Genomic DNA, 18,624 nt, shown 5'->3' with positions numbered 1-18,624 from the left:
TACGGTGTGTGTGGTGCGGGAACTGGTCAAGACGTACCCCGCCGTGCGTGGTCGCCGCGGTCGGGCAGGGACGCCCGAGGTGCGCGCCAGCGACGGGATTTCCCTCGTGGTGCGGTCCGGTGAGATCTTCGGTCTGCTCGGGCCCAACGGCGCGGGCAAGACCACCCTCGTACGACAGCTCACCGGGCTGATGCGCCCGGACGCGGGCGGTATCGAGGTGCTCGGCCACGATCTCGTACGCCACCCGGAGCGGGCCTCCCGGCTGATCGGCTACCTCGGGCAGGAATCCACCGCACTGGACGAACTGACCGTCGCGCTCGCCGCGGAGACCACGGGCCGGCTGCGCGCTCTTTCCCTGCGGGACGCGCGGGCGGAGCGCGACACCGTACTGGAGGAGCTCGGGCTGACCGGGCTCGCCGCGCGCCCCCTCAAGCAGCTGTCCGGCGGGCAGCGGCGGCTGGCCTGCTTCGCGGCGACGCTGGTGGGGGAGCGGCCGGTGCTGATACTGGACGAGCCGACCACCGGCATGGACCCGGTCGCGCGGCGCGCGGTATGGGCCGCGGTGGACCGGCGGCGCGCGGAATACGGCACGACCGTGGTGCTGGTCACCCATAACGTCATCGAGGCGGAGACGGTCCTCGACCGGGTCGCCGTACTGGAACAAGGCCGCGTCATCGCCTGCGACAGCCCCTCGGGGCTCAAGGAACGGGTCGCGGGCGAGGTGCGGGTCGAGCTGGTGTGGCGCGAGCGGGCGCCGCTGGAGGTGCCCGAGGTGGCGGCGCTGCGCGGATCCGCGCAGGAGTCCGGGCGCCGGTGGGTGCTCAGACTGGCGCCGGAGGAGGCGCGGGCGGCGGTCGCGGCGGTGACGGGCGGGGCGGCGTTCGCGGCGCTGGACGATTTCACGCTGGCCACGCCCAGCCTGGAGGACGTGTACTTGGCGCTCGGGGGGAACGCGATGAAGGGGCTGGTCAAGGCGTGAGTACCGTGCCGGCGGAGGCGGAGACGGAGGCGGTGGCCGGGGGGTTCCCCCGGTCGTCCCACCAGGTCAGCTCGGAGAACGTGTCCGGGGCAGCAGCCGCGCCCTCGCCGCTGGCCCCGCGGGCGCGACTGCTGCCCGCGCTGGGCGCGGTGTACCGGGCGCAGTTGTCGCGGGCGCGGGTGGCGAGGCTGCCGCTGCTGTTCGTGGCGACGTTCCAGTCGATCGGGATCATGGTCCTGATGCGCGGAGTGGTGGACGGAGGCAGCGGTGGAGAGGCGCAGGCGGTCGTGGCGGGGTCGAGTGTGCTCGTCGTCGCCTTCGTCGCGCTGAATCTGCTCGCCCAGTACTTCGGACAGCTGCGGGCGAACGGCGGTCTCGACCACTACGCGACGCTGCCGGTGCCACCGGCGGCGGTAGTGCTGGGCACGGCGGGTGCGTACGCCTCCTTCACGGTGCCGGGCACGGTGGTCACGGCGGTCGTCGGCAGTGTGATGTTCGACCTGCCGCTGACGCATCTGTGGGTGCTGGCGGCGGTGATCCCCCTGGCGGGCGCGGCCCTCGCCGGGCTCGGCGCGGCGCTCGGGCTCCTCGCGCCGCGCCCCGAACTTGCCACGCTTCTCGGCCAGTTGGGGATGTCGGCGGCGCTGCTGCTGGGTGTGCTGCCGGCCGAGCGGCTGCCGGGCCCGGTCGGGTACGCGCGTGATCTGCTGCCTTCGACGTACGGCGTGGAGGCGCTGGCCAGGACGTTCGGGCCGCGTCCGGACTGGGCGGCCGTCGGATTCGACCTCGCGGTCTGCGCGGTTGTCGGGGTCGTCTCGCTGGCGGTCGCGACGTGGGCGTACCGCCGGGCGGCGGTCCGGTGAGGCGCTGTCCGACCGCGCCTGGCACGATGGCGGGGTGACCGCACATCTGACTCCGCCGCAGGGCACTCCGCCGCACCAGCCATCGCCGATAGGCCACGCGCCTCTGTACGGGACGGAAGCGGAGGAGGGCCCGGACGTGAAGACGGAGCTGCGGGAAGCTGCTGTGGTGCTGGTGGCCGTGGCGGTCGCGGGTGTGGCACTGGGCCTGCTGTGGCTGTGGCTGGCGCCACGCGTACCGCTGATCTCGGACGGCAAGGCGGTCTTCCTGAAGGACACGGAGGGCGAGGAGGCGGTGGGCGCGGACGGTACGTTCGTGCTGCTGGCACTCGCTCTGGGCGCGGTGTGCGCGGCGGCGGTCTTCTTGTTCCGCAGGCGCGGCGGCGTCGCGCTGGTGGTGGCCCTGGCGGTGGGCGGTCTGCTGGGCTCGCTGCTGGCGTGGGGCATGGGCGTGTGGTTCGGCCCGCCGGAGGATGTGGTCGCGCAGGCGAAGGCGGTGGGCGCGGGCGTGACGTTCGACGCGCCGCTGAAACTGAAGGCGTACGGCTCGCTGCTGGCCTGGCCGGCCTCGGCGATGGCGGTCCACCTGGCGCTGACGGGACTGTTCGGCCCGAGGGACCCGGAGCCGGAGTGGCCGGCTACGGGGTACGGCCAGACGGGCCCGACACCGATGGGCCCGGGGGACGGCGCGGCTTGAGCCCGGGGGTGTGTGCCCCCGCCCGTACTGTCGCGTAACCGGGGACTCCCCGCGGGCCCCCGACCCTTGCCGGGAGCTGCGGCTGCGGCTTCGTGCCGCAGGCGGATGAGCGAACCGGCCCGCGACGCTTGGCGGGTCGGGTAGGTCGGAGGCCCTCTGTTCCAGTGGTACCGGCCGGAGACGGCGCGGCCTGAGCTCGGGTGTGCTCGCCGGCCGCCCTCGCCCTCCGGGCGTGGGAGGTACACCAGCCGCAGCGCGGCAGTTTCGCGCCGCCTGGACCGGCCCGGGAATCGGGAGCCCTCGGCCACGTGGCCCTCTGCCGGGTGCGCCGATTCCGTACGTCTCGTACTGCCGGAGACGCCCGCGGGCTGAGCCTGGGCTGCCCCCAGCCGCCCTCGCCGGCCCCCAGTGCGGCAGCTTCGCTCCGCAGATGCGTACGGGCGCTGCGCCCCCGAGACGGCGGACGGAGCTTGACGGCCCGGGCCCCACTCGGGACCTGCCACCGCGGCTTCGTGCCGCAGCGTGCCGTGCCCGCAAGGGGGCCTGGGGAAGTCCCCCAGTTACGCCGGCCGGCGGCCGTGGTTCGCGCGGTGCTTACGGATGCGCCACTTCCGCTTGCGGGTTCGCTTGGACATGCGCCGCCGCCCTCCCCCTACGCCCTGGCGGGCGTGGGTGGTACCCCCACCGTAGGGACCGTCCTCCTCGGACCGTCCCTACGGTCGTAACCGACTGCAGCCCTCCCGTCGAGCCCCTACACGCGGCCGATCCGCGCCAGCACCGCCGACGTCAGACTCGCCAAGTCCCCCGGCGCGAGCTCGACTTCCAGCCCCCGGCGCCCCGCCGAGACACAGATCGTGGCGTGGTCCGAGGCCGACGCGTCCAGCACCGTGGGCAGCGCTTTGCGCTGGCCCAGCGGGGAGATGCCGCCCCGTACGTAACCCGTCGCCCGCTCCGCCGCCGCCGGGTCCGCCATCGCCGCCCGCTTCCCGCCCACCGCCGCCGCCAGCGCCTTGAGGTCCAGCTGGCCCGCGACCGGGACGACCGCCACCGTCAGTTTGCCGTCGACATCCGCGACCAGTGTCTTGAAGACCCGCTCGGGCGCGACGCCGAGCGCTTCCGACGCCTCCTCGCCGTACGACGGTGACGCGGGGTCGTGGTCGTAGGCGTGCACGCTGAACTCCGCGCCCGCCGCCGTCAGCACGACCGTCGCGGGGGTACCACCGGAACTGCCGCTCTTCTTCTGCTTCTTCGGCACGGTGAAGCGACTCCCGTCAGTTGGGGTTCGTCGGCGCCCGCGTCAACTCGACCGCCGGCAGCGAAGGAAGATGCCGGATCACCGCCGTCTCCGAGCGCAGCAGCGTCAGCTCCTCCCGCAGCCGCGCCGCCGTGTCCGCCACCTCCAGCAGCCGCTGCTTCGCCGGAACGTCCAGCACCGCCGCCGCCGCGACCAAGTACGACACCACCGACGGTTCGTCCGGCAGATCCGCGTCGGCCGACGTCGCGAGCGACCTCTCCCGCGCGCCCGCCAGCCGCTTCTGGTAGCTGCGGAACGCCCTCAGCACGCCCTCGGCGAGCGCGCCCGCGCCCTCCCCGGACGCCTCCGGGATCTCCTCCACCTCGGCGGTCAGGAACGGCCCGCTCGCATCGACCGAGACCAGCCTGATCCGCGTCGTACCGGTCGCCAGTACCTCGAAACTGCCGTCCGGGCGCTCGCGGATCGTCGCCGCGTCCGCGACGCAGGCCACCGTGTGGAACGCCTGGATGGGGTCGGCGCCGAAGCCCGCCGCCGGGCCGCGTGCGGGCACCGCCGTCTGGTCCGGCAGGCCCGGCGCCGTGGGCGCGACCTCGTGACCGTCGCGGATGGCGACCACGGCGAAACGGCGCGGCTCGGACTCGTCCGTCTTCAGCAGCTCGCGCATCATGGCGCGATAACGCTCCTCGAAGACGTTCAAGGGCAGGACAAGGCCGGGAAACAGCACCGAGTTCAGCGGAAAGAGGGGAAGACGTGCGGTGGTCACAACGGTAGAGACTAATGGCCTACGGACCTGGGCCGTCCGGCCCGTCCACACAATGGCATCGCCGAGGCGATCTGAATCCGTACGCCGTCCCGCGCGTCGAGGAACTGCCCCAGCGCGTCATCGGTGACGGAGGTCCACGGGAAGGACGTCGCGTACGGCCCGATCAGCCGGAACTGCTCCAGCGCTGCCGCCCACCGCCCCCGCCTCACCAGCACGTACGCCAGCAGATTCCGCACTTCCGCCGGCCAGGGGTCGCCCGCCGGGTAATCCGCGGAGAGCGCGATGGCGAGATCCGCGGCGGCGTCGATCCTGTCTTCCTGTACGGAGGTGGTGTCGCCGCTCAGCAGCTGCGCGAAGGCCGCGCGGACCGGCAGCGCCTGCACCAGCGAGCCGGGCAGGGCGTCCGCCGCGGCCTGCTCGGCGAAGTCGAAGCACTCGCGGTGGGAGCCGTACCACTGGGCGGACAGATACCGCAGGGCCGCGACATGGCAGCCGTAGTGGTGCGAGGAGCGGCGCACGGCCTGCTCCCACAGCGACTCGAAGGCGGTGTGGCCGGCGTGCGTGCCGCGCGCGTGGTCGAGAGAGATGCGCCACGGGACGGGGTCGGCGGGGTCGCCGTCCGCCGCCGCGTCGATCAGCGGACCGACCTCGCGCAGCCGCTCGGCGCGGGCCGGCGACTGCCACGCCCTGCGGACGGCGAGCTCGGCCTTGAGGACGAGCGCGTCCGGGTCACGGGGGGAGGCGGCGAGCCAGCTAGTCAGCCACTCGTCACGGTTGAGCGCGAAGGCGGCGAGGCGTATGACGTACCGGTCGCGGTTCTCCCACTCGGCCGCCTCGCGGGTGGTGGCGAGCAGCTTGGCGGCGGATTCGTACTCACCGAACGCGGCGGCGACGAGCGTGGGGCCGAGCCGCTGGTCGGGCGCGTCGAGCAGCACTTCCTCGTCGGGCGGCAGTCCGTCGGCGAGGAGTGGCGTATGGCGGATCATGCGCGCGGTACGGATCAGGGCGCGGAACAAACTCATGGTGCGGCCATTGAAATCCGCAGGTCGGGGGCGCGCCAGAGGGTAGCTGTGAAGCTTTGGTAGGGGCGGAATGGTTGTCCTGGCAAAAGTCAAAAGAACGCAAAGAAGTGCGGTGGTGGGGGCGGGTGGGTGCACGTTCTGAGGTTCATGAGGCTGGTGGGGCAGTGGGGCAGTGGGGCGGGGGCCTGTGGGTGTGCGTGGCCTCCGAGGCCTCTCAGGGCCGGAGCCTGCCAGGTGTACGGGGCACGTGGGCCTGGAACCTCCCGGGGCTTGCGGAGCCCCCGTACCCCGCACTCCGGGGGCCGGGCGCAGCCCGTGAAGCCGTGCGCCCCGCACCCGGCAAGGGTGCGGGGCGCAGGGCGGCCCAGCCCCCACCCCCCACCCCTCAACCCCGCCGCAGCAGTCGAGACGCCCCCGCCGCCACCGTCGTCGCCAGAATCCAGCCCAGCAGGATCAGCGCCGCCGACGCCCACTGCCAGTGCGCGTCCAGGCGCCAGTAGCCGTCCTGGCCCAGGTTGATCACCGGCACCAGCAGGTCCAGCGCGTACAGCGCCGCGTTCCACCGAGGGTGCTCCTCCGCCTTGATCGGCGCCGGGTCCACCTGGGCGAACGCCGCCGCCCCCGCCGCCCACAGCACCGCCATCCACAGTGCCGCCCTCCCCGGCCGGTAGCCGTACGCCACCGTCCAGTCCTGGAGATAGCCCCACAGCTTCGCGGCCAGCGGCAGCGTCTCCCGGCGGCGGCGCTGCTTCGCCAGCAGCACCTGCCGCGCCTCCGCGTCCTCGCCGCTGTTGCGCAGGACCGTCGCCAGGCGTTCGTACGGCTCCGGGGAGTACTCCGGAGTCGCCGACTCCACCCACTCCAGGCGCTTGCTGAGCGGGAAATCCTCGTACGAGACCAGGTTCTCGTACACGAACCCCGCCATCGCGAGACCGCCGGGCCCCGGCCAGCTCGCAGCCAGGTCCACCAGCGTCACCACCTTCGCGCCGTTCAGCACGACGCGCCCCTCCTGCGGGCACTCCGCGTTGAACCGCAGCTCCGGCGCGGCGATTCTGCGCAGCGACAGCTCCTCCAGAGGGCTCAGCACGAACCGCGCGTGGTGCAGGTCGATCGCGTCGCCGAAGCGCCCGTCGTCCAGCCGCACCCCGCCGTGGCACTCGAAGCGCTGCATCCGCGTGCCCCGCGCGGGCGTGGCCGTACTACCGGTCCCGAACGGCGGAGTGGATCCCGGATTGCCCGTGGACTCGCTCACCCACGCGCCCGTCATATGGAGCGTCCGCTCCACGCTCAGCTGCGGCGCGTTCAGCGCGCGCCGCTCCGCCGCCGCCCGCAGGCGACTGCCGCGCAGGCTCAGCGAGACCCCGATCTTCGCGCCGCGCAGGCTGAACTCGCCGTATATCTCCATCAGCTCGGCCTGTAAGTCCTGCGCGACCGACAGCCCGTCGGCGGTGATCGCACGGCCCCGCCGGTCCGGCCTGACGTTGATCTGACTGATCAGCAGGTCCGTGCCGATCTGCGCGTCCGTGAGCCGGATGCCGTGCTCGACCCGGCAGCGTGGCAGATGCAAATCACCCTCCGTACGCAACCGGGCCGCCTCCAGCCGCGGTATCGCGCAGCCCACCATCCGTACCGTGGTGAAGTGCGCCTCCGGCATCAGCACCTCGCTGTCGAAGCGGCAGCCGTTCAGCTCGACATACGGGGCGATATTGCCGCCCGCGAGCTTGAGGGTCCCGGTGATCTGCACCCCGCGGAGCTTGAGCGCGGCGACCCGGCCCGGCCGCGCCGACGGACCGCTGAGCAGCAGCCGGGCGACCGCGGACGCGCTGACGCTGCGCTCGTCGCCCCAGGGGCGTGGGGAGAACGGATCGTTCAGCAGCGGATTGGCCTCGCTCAGATCGCAGGTCGATCCGTTCCGGAAGGCGTTCCACATCCGCTGCTCGGTGGCCGTCAGCCCATCCGGAAGTACGTCGTCCGGCGGCACTGTCACTACCTGTTCCTCCGCTTCTCTCGCCTGTAAAGGCTCGTACAGCTGTTCTTCCCGCTCAGTAACGGAGCGAACGCTAGTAGTCATTCGCAACGGCTGGGGCCACCGTGGCGTGTATCAGCCAGTGATACGGACGACCAGGGGCGGATTTCGGTCTGCGAGAATTGATTCCGTGCTGCAATCTCACTTTCTGGCCCGCATCGATCTGCGCGGCGACGCCCTCCCCGACGGCGGAGCCCTGCGCGACCTCCTGCCCCGAGCCGAGTTCGACGTGGCAGCCGCCCTGGAAAAGGTGCGGCCCATCTGCGAGGACGTACGCCATCGCGGCGACGCGGCGCTGATCGAGTACGCGGAGAAGTTCGACGGCGTGCGACTGAAGCGCGTACGGGTGCCCGCCCAGGCGCTCGCCGACGCCCTGGAGCAGCTCGACCCGCAGGTGCGGGCCGCCCTGGAGGAGTCGATCCGGCGCGCCAGGATCGTCCACCGCGCGCAGCGCCGCAGCGAGCACACCACCCAGGTCGTCCCCGGCGGCACCGTCACCGAGAGGTGGGTCCCGGTCGACCGCGTCGGGCTGTACGCGCCGGGCGGCCGGTCCGTCTACCCGTCCTCCGTGATCATGAACGTGGTGCCCGCGCAGGAAGCGGGCGTCGAGTCCATCGCCCTCGCCTCCCCGGCGCAGAACGAATTCGGCGGCCTGCCGCACCCGACGATCCTCGCCGCCTGCGCGCTGCTCGGCATCGACGAGGTGTACGCCGCCGGCGGCGCCACGGCCGTCGCGATGTTCGCGTACGGAACCGAGGGCTGCGCCCCCGTCAACATGGTCACAGGCCCCGGCAACATCTGGGTCGCCGCCGCCAAGCGCTACTTCGCGGGCCGCATCGGCATCGACACCGAAGCGGGCCCCACCGAGATTGCGATCCTCGCCGACCACACCGCCGACCCGGTGCACGTCGCCGCCGACCTGATCAGCCAGGCCGAACACGACCCGCTGGCCGCCGCCGTCCTCGTCACCGACTCGGCGGACCTCGCCGACGCGGTCGACAAGGAGCTGGAGCCGCAGGTCGCCGCGACCAAGCACATCACGGACCGGGTTGTGCCCGCCCTGTCGGGCAGGCAGTCCGCGATCGTGCTCGTCTCGGACCTGGAGGACGGCCTGAAGGTCGTCAACGCGTACGGCGCCGAGCACCTGGAGATCCAGACCGCCGACGCCGCCGCCCTCGCCGCCCGGGTCCGTAACGCGGGCGCGGTCTTCGTCGGCCCGTGGTCGCCGGTCTCCCTCGGCGACTACTGCGCGGGCTCCAACCACGTCCTGCCGACCGGCGGCTGCGCCTGCCACTCCTCCGGTCTTTCCGTCCAGTCCTTCCTGCGCGGCATCCACGTCGTGGAGTACACGCGCGACGCGCTCGCCGAGGTGAGCCGCCACGTGGTGACGCTGGCGGAGGCCGAGGACCTGCCCGCGCACGGCGCGGCGGTCAAGGCCCGCTTCGACGACTGGAAGGTGCCCCAGCAGTGACCGGCATCGACGTGACCCGTATCGACGATCTGCCCATCCGGGACGAGCTGCGCGGCAAATCCCCGTACGGCGCGCCCCAGCTCGACGTACCCGTCCAGCTGAACACCAACGAGAACCCCTACTCGCTGCCCGAGCCGCTGGTCGACCGCATCACCGAGCGCGTCCGCGAAGCCGCCCGTACGCTCAACCGCTACCCCGACCGGGACGCGGTCGAGCTCCGCACCGAGCTGGCCCGCTACCTCACCCGCACCGCCGGGCACGAGGTCGGCCTCGCCAACGTCTGGGCGGCCAACGGCTCCAACGAGGTCATCCAGCAGCTGCTGCAGACCTTCGCCGGACCCGGCCGTACCGCCATCGGCTTCGAGCCCTCGTACTCCATGCACGGCCTGATCGCCCGCGGCACCGGCACCGGCTGGATCTCCGGGCCGCGCAACGACGACTTCACCATCGACGCGACCGCCGCCGCCGCGGCCATCGCCGAGCACCGTCCCGACGTGGTCTTCATCACCTCGCCCAACAACCCCACGGGCACGGCGGTCGAGGCCGGGACGGCCCTCGCCCTGTATGAGGCGGCGCAGAGCGCGAAGCCCTCACTGGTCGTGATCGACGAGGCGTACGTCGAATTCAGCCACCGACCCTCCCTCCTGCCGCTGATCGAGGGCAGGCCGAACCTGGTGGTCTCGCGCACCATGTCCAAGGCCTTCGGTGCGGCCGGTCTGCGCCTGGGCTATCTTGCCGCGCACCCCGCCGTGGTCGACGCCGTCCAGCTGGTGCGCCTGCCGTACCACCTCTCCGCCGTCACCCAGGCCACCGCGCTCGCCGCGCTGGAGCACACGGATACGCTGCTGGGGTACGTAGAGCAGCTCAAGGCCGAGCGGGACCGCCTGGTCTCCGAACTGCGTGACATCGGCTACGAGGTCACCGACTCCGACGCGAACTTCGTCCAGTTCGGACGATTCCAGGACGCGCACGCGGTGTGGCAGCAGATCCTCGACCGGGGTGTCCTGGTCCGGGACAACGGCGTACCGGGCTGGCTGCGGGTCACCGCGGGCACCCCGGCAGAGAACGACGCGTTCCTCGATGCGGTGCGCGCACTCAAGAAGGAGCAGAATCGATGAGCCGCGTAGGCCGGGTCGAACGCACCACCAAGGAGACGTCCGTCGTCGTCGAGATCAACCTCGACGGCCGCGGGAAGGTCGATGTCGCGACCGGGGTCGGCTTCTACGACCACATGCTCGACCAGCTCGGGCGCCACGGCATGTTCGACCTCACCGTGAAGACCGAGGGCGATCTGCACATCGACTCGCACCACACCATCGAGGACACCGCCCTCGCGCTCGGCGCCGCCTTCAAGCAGGCCCTCGGCGACAAGGTCGGCATCTACCGCTTCGGCAACTGCACCGTGCCGCTGGACGAGTCCCTCGCCCAGGTCACCGTGGACCTCTCGGGCCGCCCGTACCTCGTACACACCGAGCCCGAGAAGATGGCGCCGATGATCGGCGAGTACGACACGACGATGACCCGGCACATCCTGGAGTCGTTCGTCGCGCAGGCCCAGATCGCGCTGCACGTCCACGTGCCGTACGGCCGCAACGCCCACCACATCGTGGAGTGCCAGTTCAAGGCGCTGGCCCGCGCGCTGCGGTACGCCTCTGAGCGCGACCCGCGCGCCGCCGGGATCCTCCCGTCCACGAAGGGCGCGCTGTAACTCCATGACCGGCCTCAACACCATCCTCATCATTGTCGGGCTTTTCCTCGCGGGCGGTGTGTACTCCTTCCACAAGCAGGAGATGCCCAAGGGCGTGATCGTGCTTCTCTCCATCGCCTCGGTGATGTGCCTGGTCGCCGGTGTCATGCGGATTCAGGGGATCTGGGAATGAGCGCAGCGAAGAAAGTCGTGGTGTTCGACTACGGATTCGGCAATGTCCGCTCCGCCGAGCGCGCCCTCGCCCGGATCGGCGCGGACGTCGAGATCACCCGCGACTACGACACGGCCATGAACGCCGACGGCCTCCTCGTCCCCGGCGTCGGCGCGTTCGCCGCCTGCATGGAGGGCCTCAAGCAGGCCCGCGGCGACTGGATCGTGGACCGCAGGCTCTCCGGCGGACGTCCCGTCATGGGCATCTGCGTCGGCATGCAGATCCTCTTCGCGCGCGGCATCGAGCACGGCGTGCAGACCGCGGGCCTCGACGAGTGGCCCGGCACGGTCGGCCCGCTGAAGGCCCCGATCGTCCCCCACATGGGCTGGAACACCGTCGAAGCGCCCGCCGACAGCCGCCTCTTCGCCGGTGTCGACCCCGACGCCCGGTTCTACTTCGTACACTCCTACGCCGCGCACGACTGGGAGCTCGAAGTCACCAACCCCGCCATCCGCGCGCCCCAGGTCACCTGGGCCACGCACGGCGAGCGCTTCGTCGCCGCCGTCGAGAACAGCGCGCTGTGGGCGACCCAGTTCCACCCCGAGAAGTCCGGCGACGCCGGCGCCCAGCTGCTGACCAACTGGATCGAGACGCTGTAATGCCTGAGGCTGTAACGCAGAAGCTTGAACTCCTCCCCGCGGTTGACGTACGCGACGGCCAGGCCGTCCGCCTCGTGCACGGCGAGTCCGGTTCGGAGACCTCGTACGGCTCCCCGCTGGAAGCCGCCCTGACCTGGCAGCGCGCGGGCGCCGAATGGCTGCACCTGGTTGACCTGGACGCCGCCTTCGGCACCGGCGACAACCGGGCGCTGATCGCCGAGGTCGCCGCGGCGATGGACATCAAGGTCGAGCTGTCGGGCGGCATCCGCGACGACGCCTCGCTGGCCGCCGCGCTGGCAACCGGCTGCACCCGGGTCAACCTGGGCACGGCCGCGCTGGAGACCCCCGAGTGGGTTGCCAAGGTCATCGCCGAGTTCGGCGACAAGATCGCGGTCGGCCTGGACGTACGCGGCACCACGCTGCGCGGTCGCGGCTGGACGCGCGACGGCGGCGACCTGTACGAGACCCTCGCCCGGCTCGACTCCGAGGGCTGCGCCCGCTACGTCGTCACCGACATCGCCAAGGACGGCACCCTCCAGGGCCCGAACCTGGAGCTGCTGCGCAATGTGTGCGCGGCGACCGACAAGCCTGTCGTCGCGTCCGGCGGCGTCTCCTCGCTGGACGACCTGCGCGCGATCGCGGCGCTGGTCCCGGAGGGCGTCGAAGGCGCGATCGTCGGGAAGGCGCTGTACGCGGAGGCGTTCACGCTGGAAGAGGCCCTCGAGGCGGTAGCGGAATGAGCGAGATGAGCAGCGGTTCTGTACGGCGTATCGGCTCGAAGGGTCCCTGGGAGGACGCCATCGGCTACTCCCGCGCGGTCGAGCTGCCGAACGGCCTGGTCCTGGTCTCCGGCTGCACGTCGGTCGTGGGCGGCCAGATCGCGGACGGCTCGCCCTACGAGCAGACCATGACCGCGTTCGCCGTCGCCTTCGACGCCCTGAAGGAGCTCGGGCTCGGCGCCGCGGATGTGGTGCGTACGCGGATGTACCTCACCCACGCCCGCGATGTGGACGAGGTCGGCCGCGCCCACAAGGAGCTGTTCGACGCGGTCCGCCCGGCCGCGTCGATGCTGATCGTCTCCGGCTTCATCGACCCGAGTCTCGTCGTCGAGGTCGAGGTCGAGGCGTACCGAGGAGGTGTGGAGCAGTGACTCTCGCTGTCCGAGTCATCCCGTGCCTGGACGTGGACAACGGCCGGGTCGTCAAGGGTGTCAACTTCCAGAACCTGCGCGACGCGGGTGATCCCGTGGAGATGGCCAAGCTGTACGACGCCGAGGGCGCCGACGAGCTGACCTTCCTGGACATCACGGCCTCCTCCGGGAACCGGGAGACGACCTACGACGTGGTGCGCCGCACCGCCGAGCAGGTCTTCATCCCGCTCACGGTCGGCGGCGGCGTCCGCGCGGCGGACGACGTCGACAAGCTGCTGCGGGCGGGCGCCGACAAGGTGGGCGTCAACACCGCCGCGATCGCCCGCCCCGACCTGATCCGTGAGATCGCGGAGCGCTTCGGCCGTCAGGTCCTGGTCCTGTCGGTCGACGCCCGGCGCACGCCGGAAGGTTCCTTCGAGGTCACCACGCACGGTGGCCGCAAGGGCACGGGCATCGACGCCGTCGAATGGGCGCACCGGGCCGCCGAGCTCGGCGCGGGCGAGATCCTGCTCAACTCGATGGACGCGGACGGTACGAAGGACGGCTACGACACCGAGATGATCGCGGCCGTACGCAAGCACGTCACGGTCCCGGTCATCGCCTCGGGCGGCGCGGGCAAGCTCGCCGACTTCCCCCCGGCGGTCGCGGCGGGCGCGGACGCGGTGCTGGCCGCGTCGGTCTTCCACTTCGGTGACCTGCGCATTTCCCAGGTCAAGGAGGCCCTGCGCGAGGCCGGACACCCCGTCCGCTGATGGTCGCCCACCGCTCGCCAGTTCGATGATTCGCTCGTAGTAGTGACTGCGGTAGTGATTGGGGTACCGGCTGCCCTAAGCTGCTCGCATGCCTGGAATCACGATCGAATTCACCGAAGAAGAACTGGCCGAGCTGCGTGCGGAGGCCAAGGAGCAAGGCGTCGCGATCAAGCGGCTGGCCCACGACATACTGACCGAGGACGTGGTGCGCCGACGGCAGAAGCAGCGCTTCATCGAGGGCGCTACGGAGAAGGCTCGCGAGCTCATCGTGGAGTTCGACCAGAGGTTTCCGAAGGGGCTCCGGTGACCCTGTACGTCGACGCCGGATGGGTCCTCAACATTCAGATCGAGGTCTCCCCGGAAAACACCCCCATCCGCGACTGGGGCGCGCTGCAGTGCATGGCCGTACGGCATCGGTACGAGCGCCTTGCCGGTGAGCCGTACTACGAGGAGGTCGCAACGAGGGCCGCGACCTTCCTGCACACTTCCCTGCGGCTGCGTCCGTTCACCGACTACAACGCTTCGATCGGCATGGCCTGTGCCTGGGAGTACATGGTGCAGTCCGGAGAGCCGATCACGCCGTTGTACGGCGACATGGCGAAGCTCGTCACGGACATCCGCAGCGACGAGGCGGACCTGCAAGAGGCCGCCCGTCTGCTGCGCTCATGGAAGGTCTGAGACGTAAGGGCCATGACCCCGCGCTGAAGACTCCGGCCGGAGGGAGATTCCGGCTGGAGGGAGCTACATCCCGAACGCCTTGATCTCCTCGTGCAGCCGGGTGATCGCCGCCTTGTCGCCCTCCAGCTCCACCCGCGCCGTGTCCTGCCGGCCGAACGCGAACATCGTCAGCTCGCCCGGCTCCCCGGTCACCGTCACCACCGGGGTCCCGCGGTGCGCGACCGCCGTCTGCCCGTCCGTACGGCGCAGCACCAGGCCCACCGGGGACTTGCGGCCCAGCAGCCGGGCCGCCTTCTCCAGCCGGACCCACAGGGCGTTCTCGAAGACCGGATCCAGCTTCCGCGGCGTCCAGTCTGGCTGCGCCCGCCGCACATCCTCGCTGTGGACGTAGAACTCCACGGTGTTCGCCGCCTCGTCGAGCTGCTTGATGCCGTACGGGGACAGCCGCGGCGGTCCCGTACGGATCAGCTGGATCAGCTCCTCGTACGGCTTCGCGGCGAACTCCGCCTGCACCCGTTCCAGACGGCTCTTGAGCGCGGGGATCAGTATCCCGCCGGCCGCGTCCGCGCGGCGCTCGCGCACCACCACATGGGCGGCCAGATCGCGGGCCGTCCAGCCCTCGCACAGGGTCGGAGCGTCTGGACCCGCCGCTTCCAACAGATCGGCGAGCAGAAGCCGTTCACGCTTCGCATGGGTCGACATGACGCCAGCGTACGGCGGCGCCACCCGGTCCGCCCAGTGGACGCACCGTCCACCGGCCCTGCCGTAACCGGCACAATGGCGGTATGACCAGCAGTATCCCCAGCAATGTCCCCAACGGCCCGCTCGATCCCGCCGTCGCCGCCCGCCTCAAGCGCACCGCCGACGGCCTGTTTCCGGCCATCGCCCAGCAGTACGACACCGGCGAGGTGCTGATGCTCGGCTGGATGGATGATGAGGCCCTGCACCGCACCCTGACCACCGGCCGCTGCACCTACTGGTCCCGCAGCCGCCAGGAGTACTGGGTCAAGGGCGACACCTCCGGCCATGTCCAGCACGTCAAGTCCGTCGCCCTCGACTGCGACGCCGACACCGTCCTGGTCAAGGTCGACCAGGTGGGCGCCGCCTGCCACACCGGGGCGCGCACCTGCTTCGACGCCGACGTACTCCCGCTCGGTCACGACGTACTCCCGCTCGGCGACATCGTGCCGTCGCCGGGCCAGTAGGGTCGGGCGCCATGGATCTCGACACCTTCCGCAAGCTTGCCACCGACCGTCGCGTCATCCCCGTCAGCCGCAAGCTCCTCGCGGACGGCGACACCCCGGTCGGGCTCTACCGCAAGCTCGCCGACGAGCGCGAAGGCACCTTCCTGCTGGAGTCCGCCGAGAACGGAAGGTCCTGGGCCCGGTACTCCTTCGTCGGCGTACGCAGCGCGGCGACCCTGACCGAACGCGACGGCCAGGTGCGCTGGCTCGGCACCCCACCCGTCGGCGTACCGGTCGACGGCGACCCGCTCCAGGCCCTGCGCGCGACCGTCGAGGCCCTGCACACTCCCCGCAATCCCGACTCCGGGATGCCGCCCTTCACCGGCGGCATGGTCGGCTATCTCGGGTACGACATCGTCCGCCGCCTGGAGAAGATCGGCCCCGGCGAGCGCGACGATCTCAAGCTGCCCGAGCTGACCATGATGCTCACCTCGGACCTCGCGGTCTTCGACCACTGGGACGGCACCGTCCTGCTGATCGCCAACGCCATCAACCACAACGACCTCGACACCGGCATCGACGAGGCGTACGCGGACGCCGTCGCCCGCCTCGACGCCATGGAGGCCGACCTCGGGCGTCCGGTGGCCGTCACGCCCGCCGTCCTGCCGCCCTCCGAGCTGCCCGAGTTCTCCGCGCTGTGGGGCGGCAAGGACTACCAGGACGCCGTCGAGGACATCAAGGAGCGCATCCGCGCCGGGGAGGCCTTCCAAGTCGTGCCGTCGCAGCGGTTCGAGACCCCCTGCAGCGCGAGCGCGCTGGACGTCTACCGGGTGCTGCGGGCCACCAACCCCAGCCCGTACATGTACCTCCTCCGCTTCGAGGGCTTCGACGTCGTCGGCTCCAGCCCCGAGGCGCTGGTCAAGGTCGAGGACGGGCACGCCATGGTCCACCCCATCGCCGGGACCCGGCCGCGCGGCGCGACGCCGCAGGAGGACCAGGCTCTCGCGGATGAGCTGCTGGCCGACCCCAAGGAGCGCGCCGAGCATCTGATGCTGGTCGATCTCGGCCGTAACGACCTCGGCCGGGTCTGTGAACCGGGCAGCGTCGAGGTGGTCGACTTCATGTCGGTCGAGATGTACTCCCATGTCATGCACATCGTCTCGACCGTGACCGGCCGGGTCGGCGCGGACCGTACCGCCTTCGACGTACTGACCGCCTGCTTCCCCGCGGGCACGCTCTCCGGCGCGCCCAAGCCCCGCGCGATGCAGATCATCGACGAGCTCGAACCCTCGCGGCGCGGACTGTACGGCGGCTGCGTCGGCTATCTCGACTTCGCGGGCGACTCCGACACCGCGATCGCCATCCGCACCGCGCTGCTGCGCGACGGCACGGCGTTCGTACAGGCGGGAGCGGGTGTGGTGGCGGACTCGGACCCGGTCGCCGAGGACACGGAGTGCCGGAACAAGGCCGCCGCGGTGCTCCGCGCCGTCCACACGGCGAACCGCCTCAACGGCTGAACGAGCCGTAGGGGATAGTGGGGTACGTGAGTGCTGTACCTGTACCCCAGCCCGTCCCTCAGCCCGCCACCAACGCCTCCACCACCAACGCCTCCACCAGCGACGCCTCCGCGGCCGTCGCCACAAGCAGCCGCCGCAGCCTTGCCGCCGCGCTGCTCCTCGGCGCGGTCGGCGCGACCGTCGTGCTGCTCGCCTCCGGCCAGGTCTGGGCCGAGGGCACGGCCGCCGTCGCCGGCGGCACGCTGCCGCTCGACGCCAAGGGCGGCGACGTCACCGGCGTCCCCACCGCCCTCGCCATCGTCGGCCTCGCCGCCCTGGTCGCCGTCTTCGCCGTACGCAGCGCGGGCCGGTTCCTCGTCGCCGCCCTGCTCACCCTGAGCGGCGCGGGCGCGGCCATCGCCGCGTACCTCGGCGCCTCCGACAGCGCCGCCCTCAACGCGGAGGCCGCGAAGGCGACGGGCGACACGGCCGCCACGGTCGACGCGCTCACGCACACCGCCTGGCCCTACGCCACGGTGGCGGGCAGCCTTCTGATCCTGCTCGCGGGCCTGCTCGCGCTGCGGTACGGCAGGAGCTGGCCTGCCATGTCGGGCCGCTACGAGCGCGACGGCACCCCCCGGCCCCGCAAGGCCCCGGTCGTGGACCCGGAGCGGCCCGAGGACCTGTGGAAAGCCCTGGACCGCGGCGAGGACCCGACACGAGAAGCGTGACCCCCAGCGTGACCCCCGGCCGCGTCCATGTCCCGGCGTACAGGACAATGACAGTTGAGCGTCCGGCTCAGCACACAGAGCACAGGCTCACCACAGGGCAACAGCAACAAGGAGCGAACTCATGGCGGGCAGCAACCACGGACACACCCCGGCCGCCTGGACCGGTGCCACCATCTGTTTCATCGGCTTCTGCGTCGCAGGCGTCTTCATGGTGGCGGCCAATCCCCTGGGCTTCTGGGCCGGTATGGCCATCATCCCGATCGGCGGAGTGGTCGGCCTCGCCATGAAGGCCGCGGGCCTCGGCATGCCGAAGGAGCCGGAGAGCCTGACGCGCGCCAGGGCGGCAGCGGGGCAGAAGCAGCCTGAGGCCCAGACCTCCGAGGGCCAGACCGCCAAGTCGCACGCCCCCGAGGCGCAGACGACCTCCTCCTGACGCACCACGCACCACGCTCGGCGCAGCCCGGCGGTCGCAGGGCTGCGCCTTTCCCTATGAACGGGGAGAATCACCGGGTGGACGCCACGCCTTCCTCCGCCACACCCGTACCGCCACCGCCACCCGCACCCGCCCCGCTCGCGCGGCGCCTGGCCCCGCCGCTGGCCGCCCTCGCCGGGGTCGCCGCGGCCTTCACGTACGTCGGCACGGTCGATCCGAATGAACCCGGCCACTATCCGGTCTGCCCGCTGCTCCGCTACACCGGGATCTACTGCCCCGGCTGCGGCGGCCTGCGCAGCGCCCACGCCTTCATCCACGGCGACCTGGCCACCGCCTTCGGGGCCAACGCCGTGGCCGTCGTCGGCTACGGCGTCTTCGCCGTGGTCATGGTCATGTGGCTGATTCACGCCGTACGGGGAGCGCCCCTCAGGCCGTCCTGGAGGGGTGCGATCGCGCCAGTCTGGTGGTGGGCGCTGGGGGGCGTGCTGCTGGTCTTCAGCGTGGTCCGTAACCTGCCGTTCGGGGCCGCTCTCGCTCCCTGAGCCCGCCATGAAGCCCCAGGTGAGAGCGTTGGCGTCAACCGGATGCGAACCCTTGGCCCTCCTGCGG

The 18,624-nt window shown here is 71.5% G+C and carries 23 protein-coding genes; 18 read left to right on the top strand and 5 right to left on the bottom strand.

What is annotated here, in order from left to right; genetic code table 11:
* The first annotated feature begins 4 nt into the window (after positions 1 to 4).
* The 3 genes from ACIHCQ_RS15295 to ACIHCQ_RS15285 are packed head-to-tail and all read left to right on the top strand — an operon-like array spanning position 5 to position 2,536.
* A complete protein-coding gene (locus ACIHCQ_RS15295; protein ID WP_399662060.1) occupies positions 5 to 979 on the top strand; it encodes an ABC transporter ATP-binding protein in 975 nt (324 codons plus the stop codon).
* Complete coding sequence (locus ACIHCQ_RS15290; protein ID WP_399662005.1) at positions 976 to 1,842, top strand: ABC transporter permease; 867 nt, start codon at positions 976 to 978, stop codon at positions 1,840 to 1,842. The genes ACIHCQ_RS15295 and ACIHCQ_RS15290 overlap by 4 nt, the downstream gene beginning before the upstream one ends.
* A 34-nt stretch (positions 1,843 to 1,876) precedes the next feature.
* Complete coding sequence (locus ACIHCQ_RS15285; RefSeq protein WP_399662004.1) at positions 1,877 to 2,536, top strand: DUF2567 domain-containing protein; 660 nt, start codon at positions 1,877 to 1,879, stop codon at positions 2,534 to 2,536.
* 751 nt (positions 2,537 to 3,287) lie between these two features.
* Here ACIHCQ_RS15285 and ybaK read toward each other — a convergent pair.
* The 4 genes from ybaK to ACIHCQ_RS15265 form a co-directional block, all read right to left on the bottom strand.
* Complete coding sequence (ybaK, locus tag ACIHCQ_RS15280) at positions 3,288 to 3,791, bottom strand: Cys-tRNA(Pro) deacylase (protein WP_399662002.1); 504 nt, start codon at positions 3,789 to 3,791, stop codon at positions 3,288 to 3,290.
* A 16-nt stretch (positions 3,792 to 3,807) separates the two neighbouring features.
* Positions 3,808 to 4,554: an LON peptidase substrate-binding domain-containing protein gene (locus ACIHCQ_RS15275; RefSeq protein WP_399662000.1), complete on the bottom strand. Its 747-nt coding sequence runs from the start codon at positions 4,552 to 4,554 to the stop codon at positions 3,808 to 3,810.
* Between the two features lie 11 nt (positions 4,555 to 4,565).
* Positions 4,566 to 5,576, bottom strand: a complete 1,011-nt coding sequence (locus ACIHCQ_RS15270; protein ID WP_399661998.1) for a hypothetical protein — start codon at positions 5,574 to 5,576, stop codon at positions 4,566 to 4,568.
* A 385-nt stretch (positions 5,577 to 5,961) separates the two neighbouring features.
* Positions 5,962 to 7,506: an oxidoreductase gene (locus ACIHCQ_RS15265; protein ID WP_399662058.1), complete on the bottom strand. Its 1,545-nt coding sequence runs from the start codon at positions 7,504 to 7,506 to the stop codon at positions 5,962 to 5,964.
* 226 nt (positions 7,507 to 7,732) lie between these two features.
* Here ACIHCQ_RS15265 and hisD point away from each other — a divergent pair, with 226 nt between their 5' ends.
* From hisD to ACIHCQ_RS15215, 10 genes are all read left to right on the top strand, one after another.
* Positions 7,733 to 9,073: a histidinol dehydrogenase gene (gene hisD / locus ACIHCQ_RS15260; RefSeq protein ID WP_399661996.1), complete on the top strand. Its 1,341-nt coding sequence runs from the start codon at positions 7,733 to 7,735 to the stop codon at positions 9,071 to 9,073.
* A gap of 11 nt (positions 9,074 to 9,084) precedes the next feature.
* Positions 9,085 to 10,191, top strand: coding sequence for a histidinol-phosphate transaminase (locus ACIHCQ_RS15255; RefSeq protein ID WP_399662056.1), 1,107 nt, complete (start codon positions 9,085 to 9,087; stop codon positions 10,189 to 10,191).
* Positions 10,188 to 10,781 carry an imidazoleglycerol-phosphate dehydratase HisB gene (gene hisB / locus ACIHCQ_RS15250; protein ID WP_399661994.1) on the top strand — a complete coding sequence of 198 codons (594 nt, stop codon included), beginning with the start codon at positions 10,188 to 10,190 and terminating at the stop codon, positions 10,779 to 10,781. The genes ACIHCQ_RS15255 and hisB overlap by 4 nt, the downstream gene beginning before the upstream one ends.
* A 4-nt stretch (positions 10,782 to 10,785) precedes the next feature.
* The gene (locus tag ACIHCQ_RS15245) at positions 10,786 to 10,953 is read left to right on the top strand and encodes a hypothetical protein (protein WP_399661992.1); all 168 of its coding nucleotides are present in this window, start codon (positions 10,786 to 10,788) and stop codon (positions 10,951 to 10,953) included.
* Positions 10,950 to 11,591, top strand: a complete 642-nt coding sequence (gene hisH / locus ACIHCQ_RS15240) for an imidazole glycerol phosphate synthase subunit HisH (RefSeq protein ID WP_399661990.1) — start codon at positions 10,950 to 10,952, stop codon at positions 11,589 to 11,591. Before ACIHCQ_RS15245 ends, hisH begins: the two co-directional genes overlap by 4 nt.
* Positions 11,591 to 12,331: a bifunctional 1-(5-phosphoribosyl)-5-((5-phosphoribosylamino)methylideneamino)imidazole-4-carboxamide isomerase/phosphoribosylanthranilate isomerase PriA gene (priA, locus tag ACIHCQ_RS15235; RefSeq protein WP_399661988.1), complete on the top strand. Its 741-nt coding sequence runs from the start codon at positions 11,591 to 11,593 to the stop codon at positions 12,329 to 12,331. Before hisH ends, priA begins: the two co-directional genes overlap by 1 nt.
* A gap of 5 nt (positions 12,332 to 12,336) precedes the next feature.
* Positions 12,337 to 12,741 carry a RidA family protein gene (locus ACIHCQ_RS15230; RefSeq protein ID WP_399661986.1) on the top strand — a complete coding sequence of 135 codons (405 nt, stop codon included), beginning with the start codon at positions 12,337 to 12,339 and terminating at the stop codon, positions 12,739 to 12,741.
* Entirely contained in the window at positions 12,738 to 13,493 is a 756-nt protein-coding gene (hisF, locus tag ACIHCQ_RS15225) for an imidazole glycerol phosphate synthase subunit HisF (RefSeq protein WP_399661984.1), read from the top strand. Before ACIHCQ_RS15230 ends, hisF begins: the two co-directional genes overlap by 4 nt.
* An 88-nt stretch (positions 13,494 to 13,581) precedes the next feature.
* Positions 13,582 to 13,800 (top strand): hypothetical protein, encoded by a 219-nt coding sequence (locus tag ACIHCQ_RS15220; protein ID WP_399661982.1) that lies wholly within the window; start codon positions 13,582 to 13,584, stop codon positions 13,798 to 13,800.
* Positions 13,797 to 14,171, top strand: a complete 375-nt coding sequence (locus ACIHCQ_RS15215) for a hypothetical protein (protein WP_399661981.1) — start codon at positions 13,797 to 13,799, stop codon at positions 14,169 to 14,171. The genes ACIHCQ_RS15220 and ACIHCQ_RS15215 overlap by 4 nt, the downstream gene beginning before the upstream one ends.
* Before the next feature lie 63 nt (positions 14,172 to 14,234).
* Here the strand turns inward: ACIHCQ_RS15215 and ACIHCQ_RS15210 are convergent, their stop codons facing one another.
* Complete coding sequence (locus ACIHCQ_RS15210) at positions 14,235 to 14,873, bottom strand: TIGR03085 family metal-binding protein (protein ID WP_399661979.1); 639 nt, start codon at positions 14,871 to 14,873, stop codon at positions 14,235 to 14,237.
* An 83-nt stretch (positions 14,874 to 14,956) separates the two neighbouring features.
* Here ACIHCQ_RS15210 and hisI point away from each other — a divergent pair, with 83 nt between their 5' ends.
* The 5 genes from hisI (at position 14,957) to ACIHCQ_RS15185 (ending at position 18,557) form a co-directional block, all read left to right on the top strand.
* On the top strand, positions 14,957 to 15,376 hold the full coding sequence (gene hisI / locus ACIHCQ_RS15205; RefSeq protein WP_399661977.1) for a phosphoribosyl-AMP cyclohydrolase: 420 nt from the start codon (positions 14,957 to 14,959) through the stop codon (positions 15,374 to 15,376).
* A gap of 11 nt (positions 15,377 to 15,387) precedes the next feature.
* On the top strand, positions 15,388 to 16,872 hold the full coding sequence (locus ACIHCQ_RS15200) for an anthranilate synthase component I (protein ID WP_399661976.1): 1,485 nt from the start codon (positions 15,388 to 15,390) through the stop codon (positions 16,870 to 16,872).
* A gap of 17 nt (positions 16,873 to 16,889) precedes the next feature.
* Positions 16,890 to 17,582 (top strand): TIGR02234 family membrane protein, encoded by a 693-nt coding sequence (locus tag ACIHCQ_RS15195; protein WP_399661974.1) that lies wholly within the window; start codon positions 16,890 to 16,892, stop codon positions 17,580 to 17,582.
* Between the two features lie 121 nt (positions 17,583 to 17,703).
* Complete coding sequence (locus ACIHCQ_RS15190; protein WP_399661972.1) at positions 17,704 to 18,015, top strand: HGxxPAAW family protein; 312 nt, start codon at positions 17,704 to 17,706, stop codon at positions 18,013 to 18,015.
* A gap of 56 nt (positions 18,016 to 18,071) precedes the next feature.
* Positions 18,072 to 18,557 (top strand): DUF2752 domain-containing protein, encoded by a 486-nt coding sequence (locus ACIHCQ_RS15185; protein WP_399661970.1) that lies wholly within the window; start codon positions 18,072 to 18,074, stop codon positions 18,555 to 18,557.
* The last annotated feature ends 67 nt before the right edge of the window (positions 18,558 to 18,624 follow it).

The sequence above is a fragment of the Streptomyces sp. NPDC052236 genome, assembly GCF_044548015.1.
Taxonomy (GTDB): domain Bacteria; phylum Actinomycetota; class Actinomycetes; order Streptomycetales; family Streptomycetaceae; genus Streptomyces.
The sequence above is the reverse complement of the archived record's forward strand: the minus strand, read 5'-3'. Positions and strand labels throughout refer to the sequence as shown.

Coding starts and splice junctions, on each gene's coding strand:
- ACIHCQ_RS15270 (WP_399661998.1), bottom strand. CDS start 5,576: ATGAGTTTGTTCCGCGCCCTGATCCGTACCGCGCGCATGATCCGCCAT.
- ACIHCQ_RS15265 (WP_399662058.1), bottom strand. CDS start 7,506: ATGTGGAACGCCTTCCGGAACGGATCGACCTGCGATCTGAGCGAGGCC.
- hisB (WP_399661994.1), top strand. CDS start 10,188: ATGAGCCGCGTAGGCCGGGTCGAACGCACCACCAAGGAGACGTCCGTC.
- ACIHCQ_RS15245 (WP_399661992.1), top strand. CDS start 10,786: ATGACCGGCCTCAACACCATCCTCATCATTGTCGGGCTTTTCCTCGCG.
- hisH (WP_399661990.1), top strand. CDS start 10,950: ATGAGCGCAGCGAAGAAAGTCGTGGTGTTCGACTACGGATTCGGCAAT.
- priA (WP_399661988.1), top strand. CDS start 11,591: ATGCCTGAGGCTGTAACGCAGAAGCTTGAACTCCTCCCCGCGGTTGAC.
- ACIHCQ_RS15230 (WP_399661986.1), top strand. CDS start 12,337: ATGAGCAGCGGTTCTGTACGGCGTATCGGCTCGAAGGGTCCCTGGGAG.
- ACIHCQ_RS15220 (WP_399661982.1), top strand. CDS start 13,582: ATGCCTGGAATCACGATCGAATTCACCGAAGAAGAACTGGCCGAGCTG.
- ACIHCQ_RS15210 (WP_399661979.1), bottom strand. CDS start 14,873: ATGTCGACCCATGCGAAGCGTGAACGGCTTCTGCTCGCCGATCTGTTG.
- hisI (WP_399661977.1), top strand. CDS start 14,957: ATGACCAGCAGTATCCCCAGCAATGTCCCCAACGGCCCGCTCGATCCC.
- ACIHCQ_RS15200 (WP_399661976.1), top strand. CDS start 15,388: ATGGATCTCGACACCTTCCGCAAGCTTGCCACCGACCGTCGCGTCATC.
- ACIHCQ_RS15190 (WP_399661972.1), top strand. CDS start 17,704: ATGGCGGGCAGCAACCACGGACACACCCCGGCCGCCTGGACCGGTGCC.
- ACIHCQ_RS15185 (WP_399661970.1), top strand. CDS start 18,072: ATGAACGGGGAGAATCACCGGGTGGACGCCACGCCTTCCTCCGCCACA.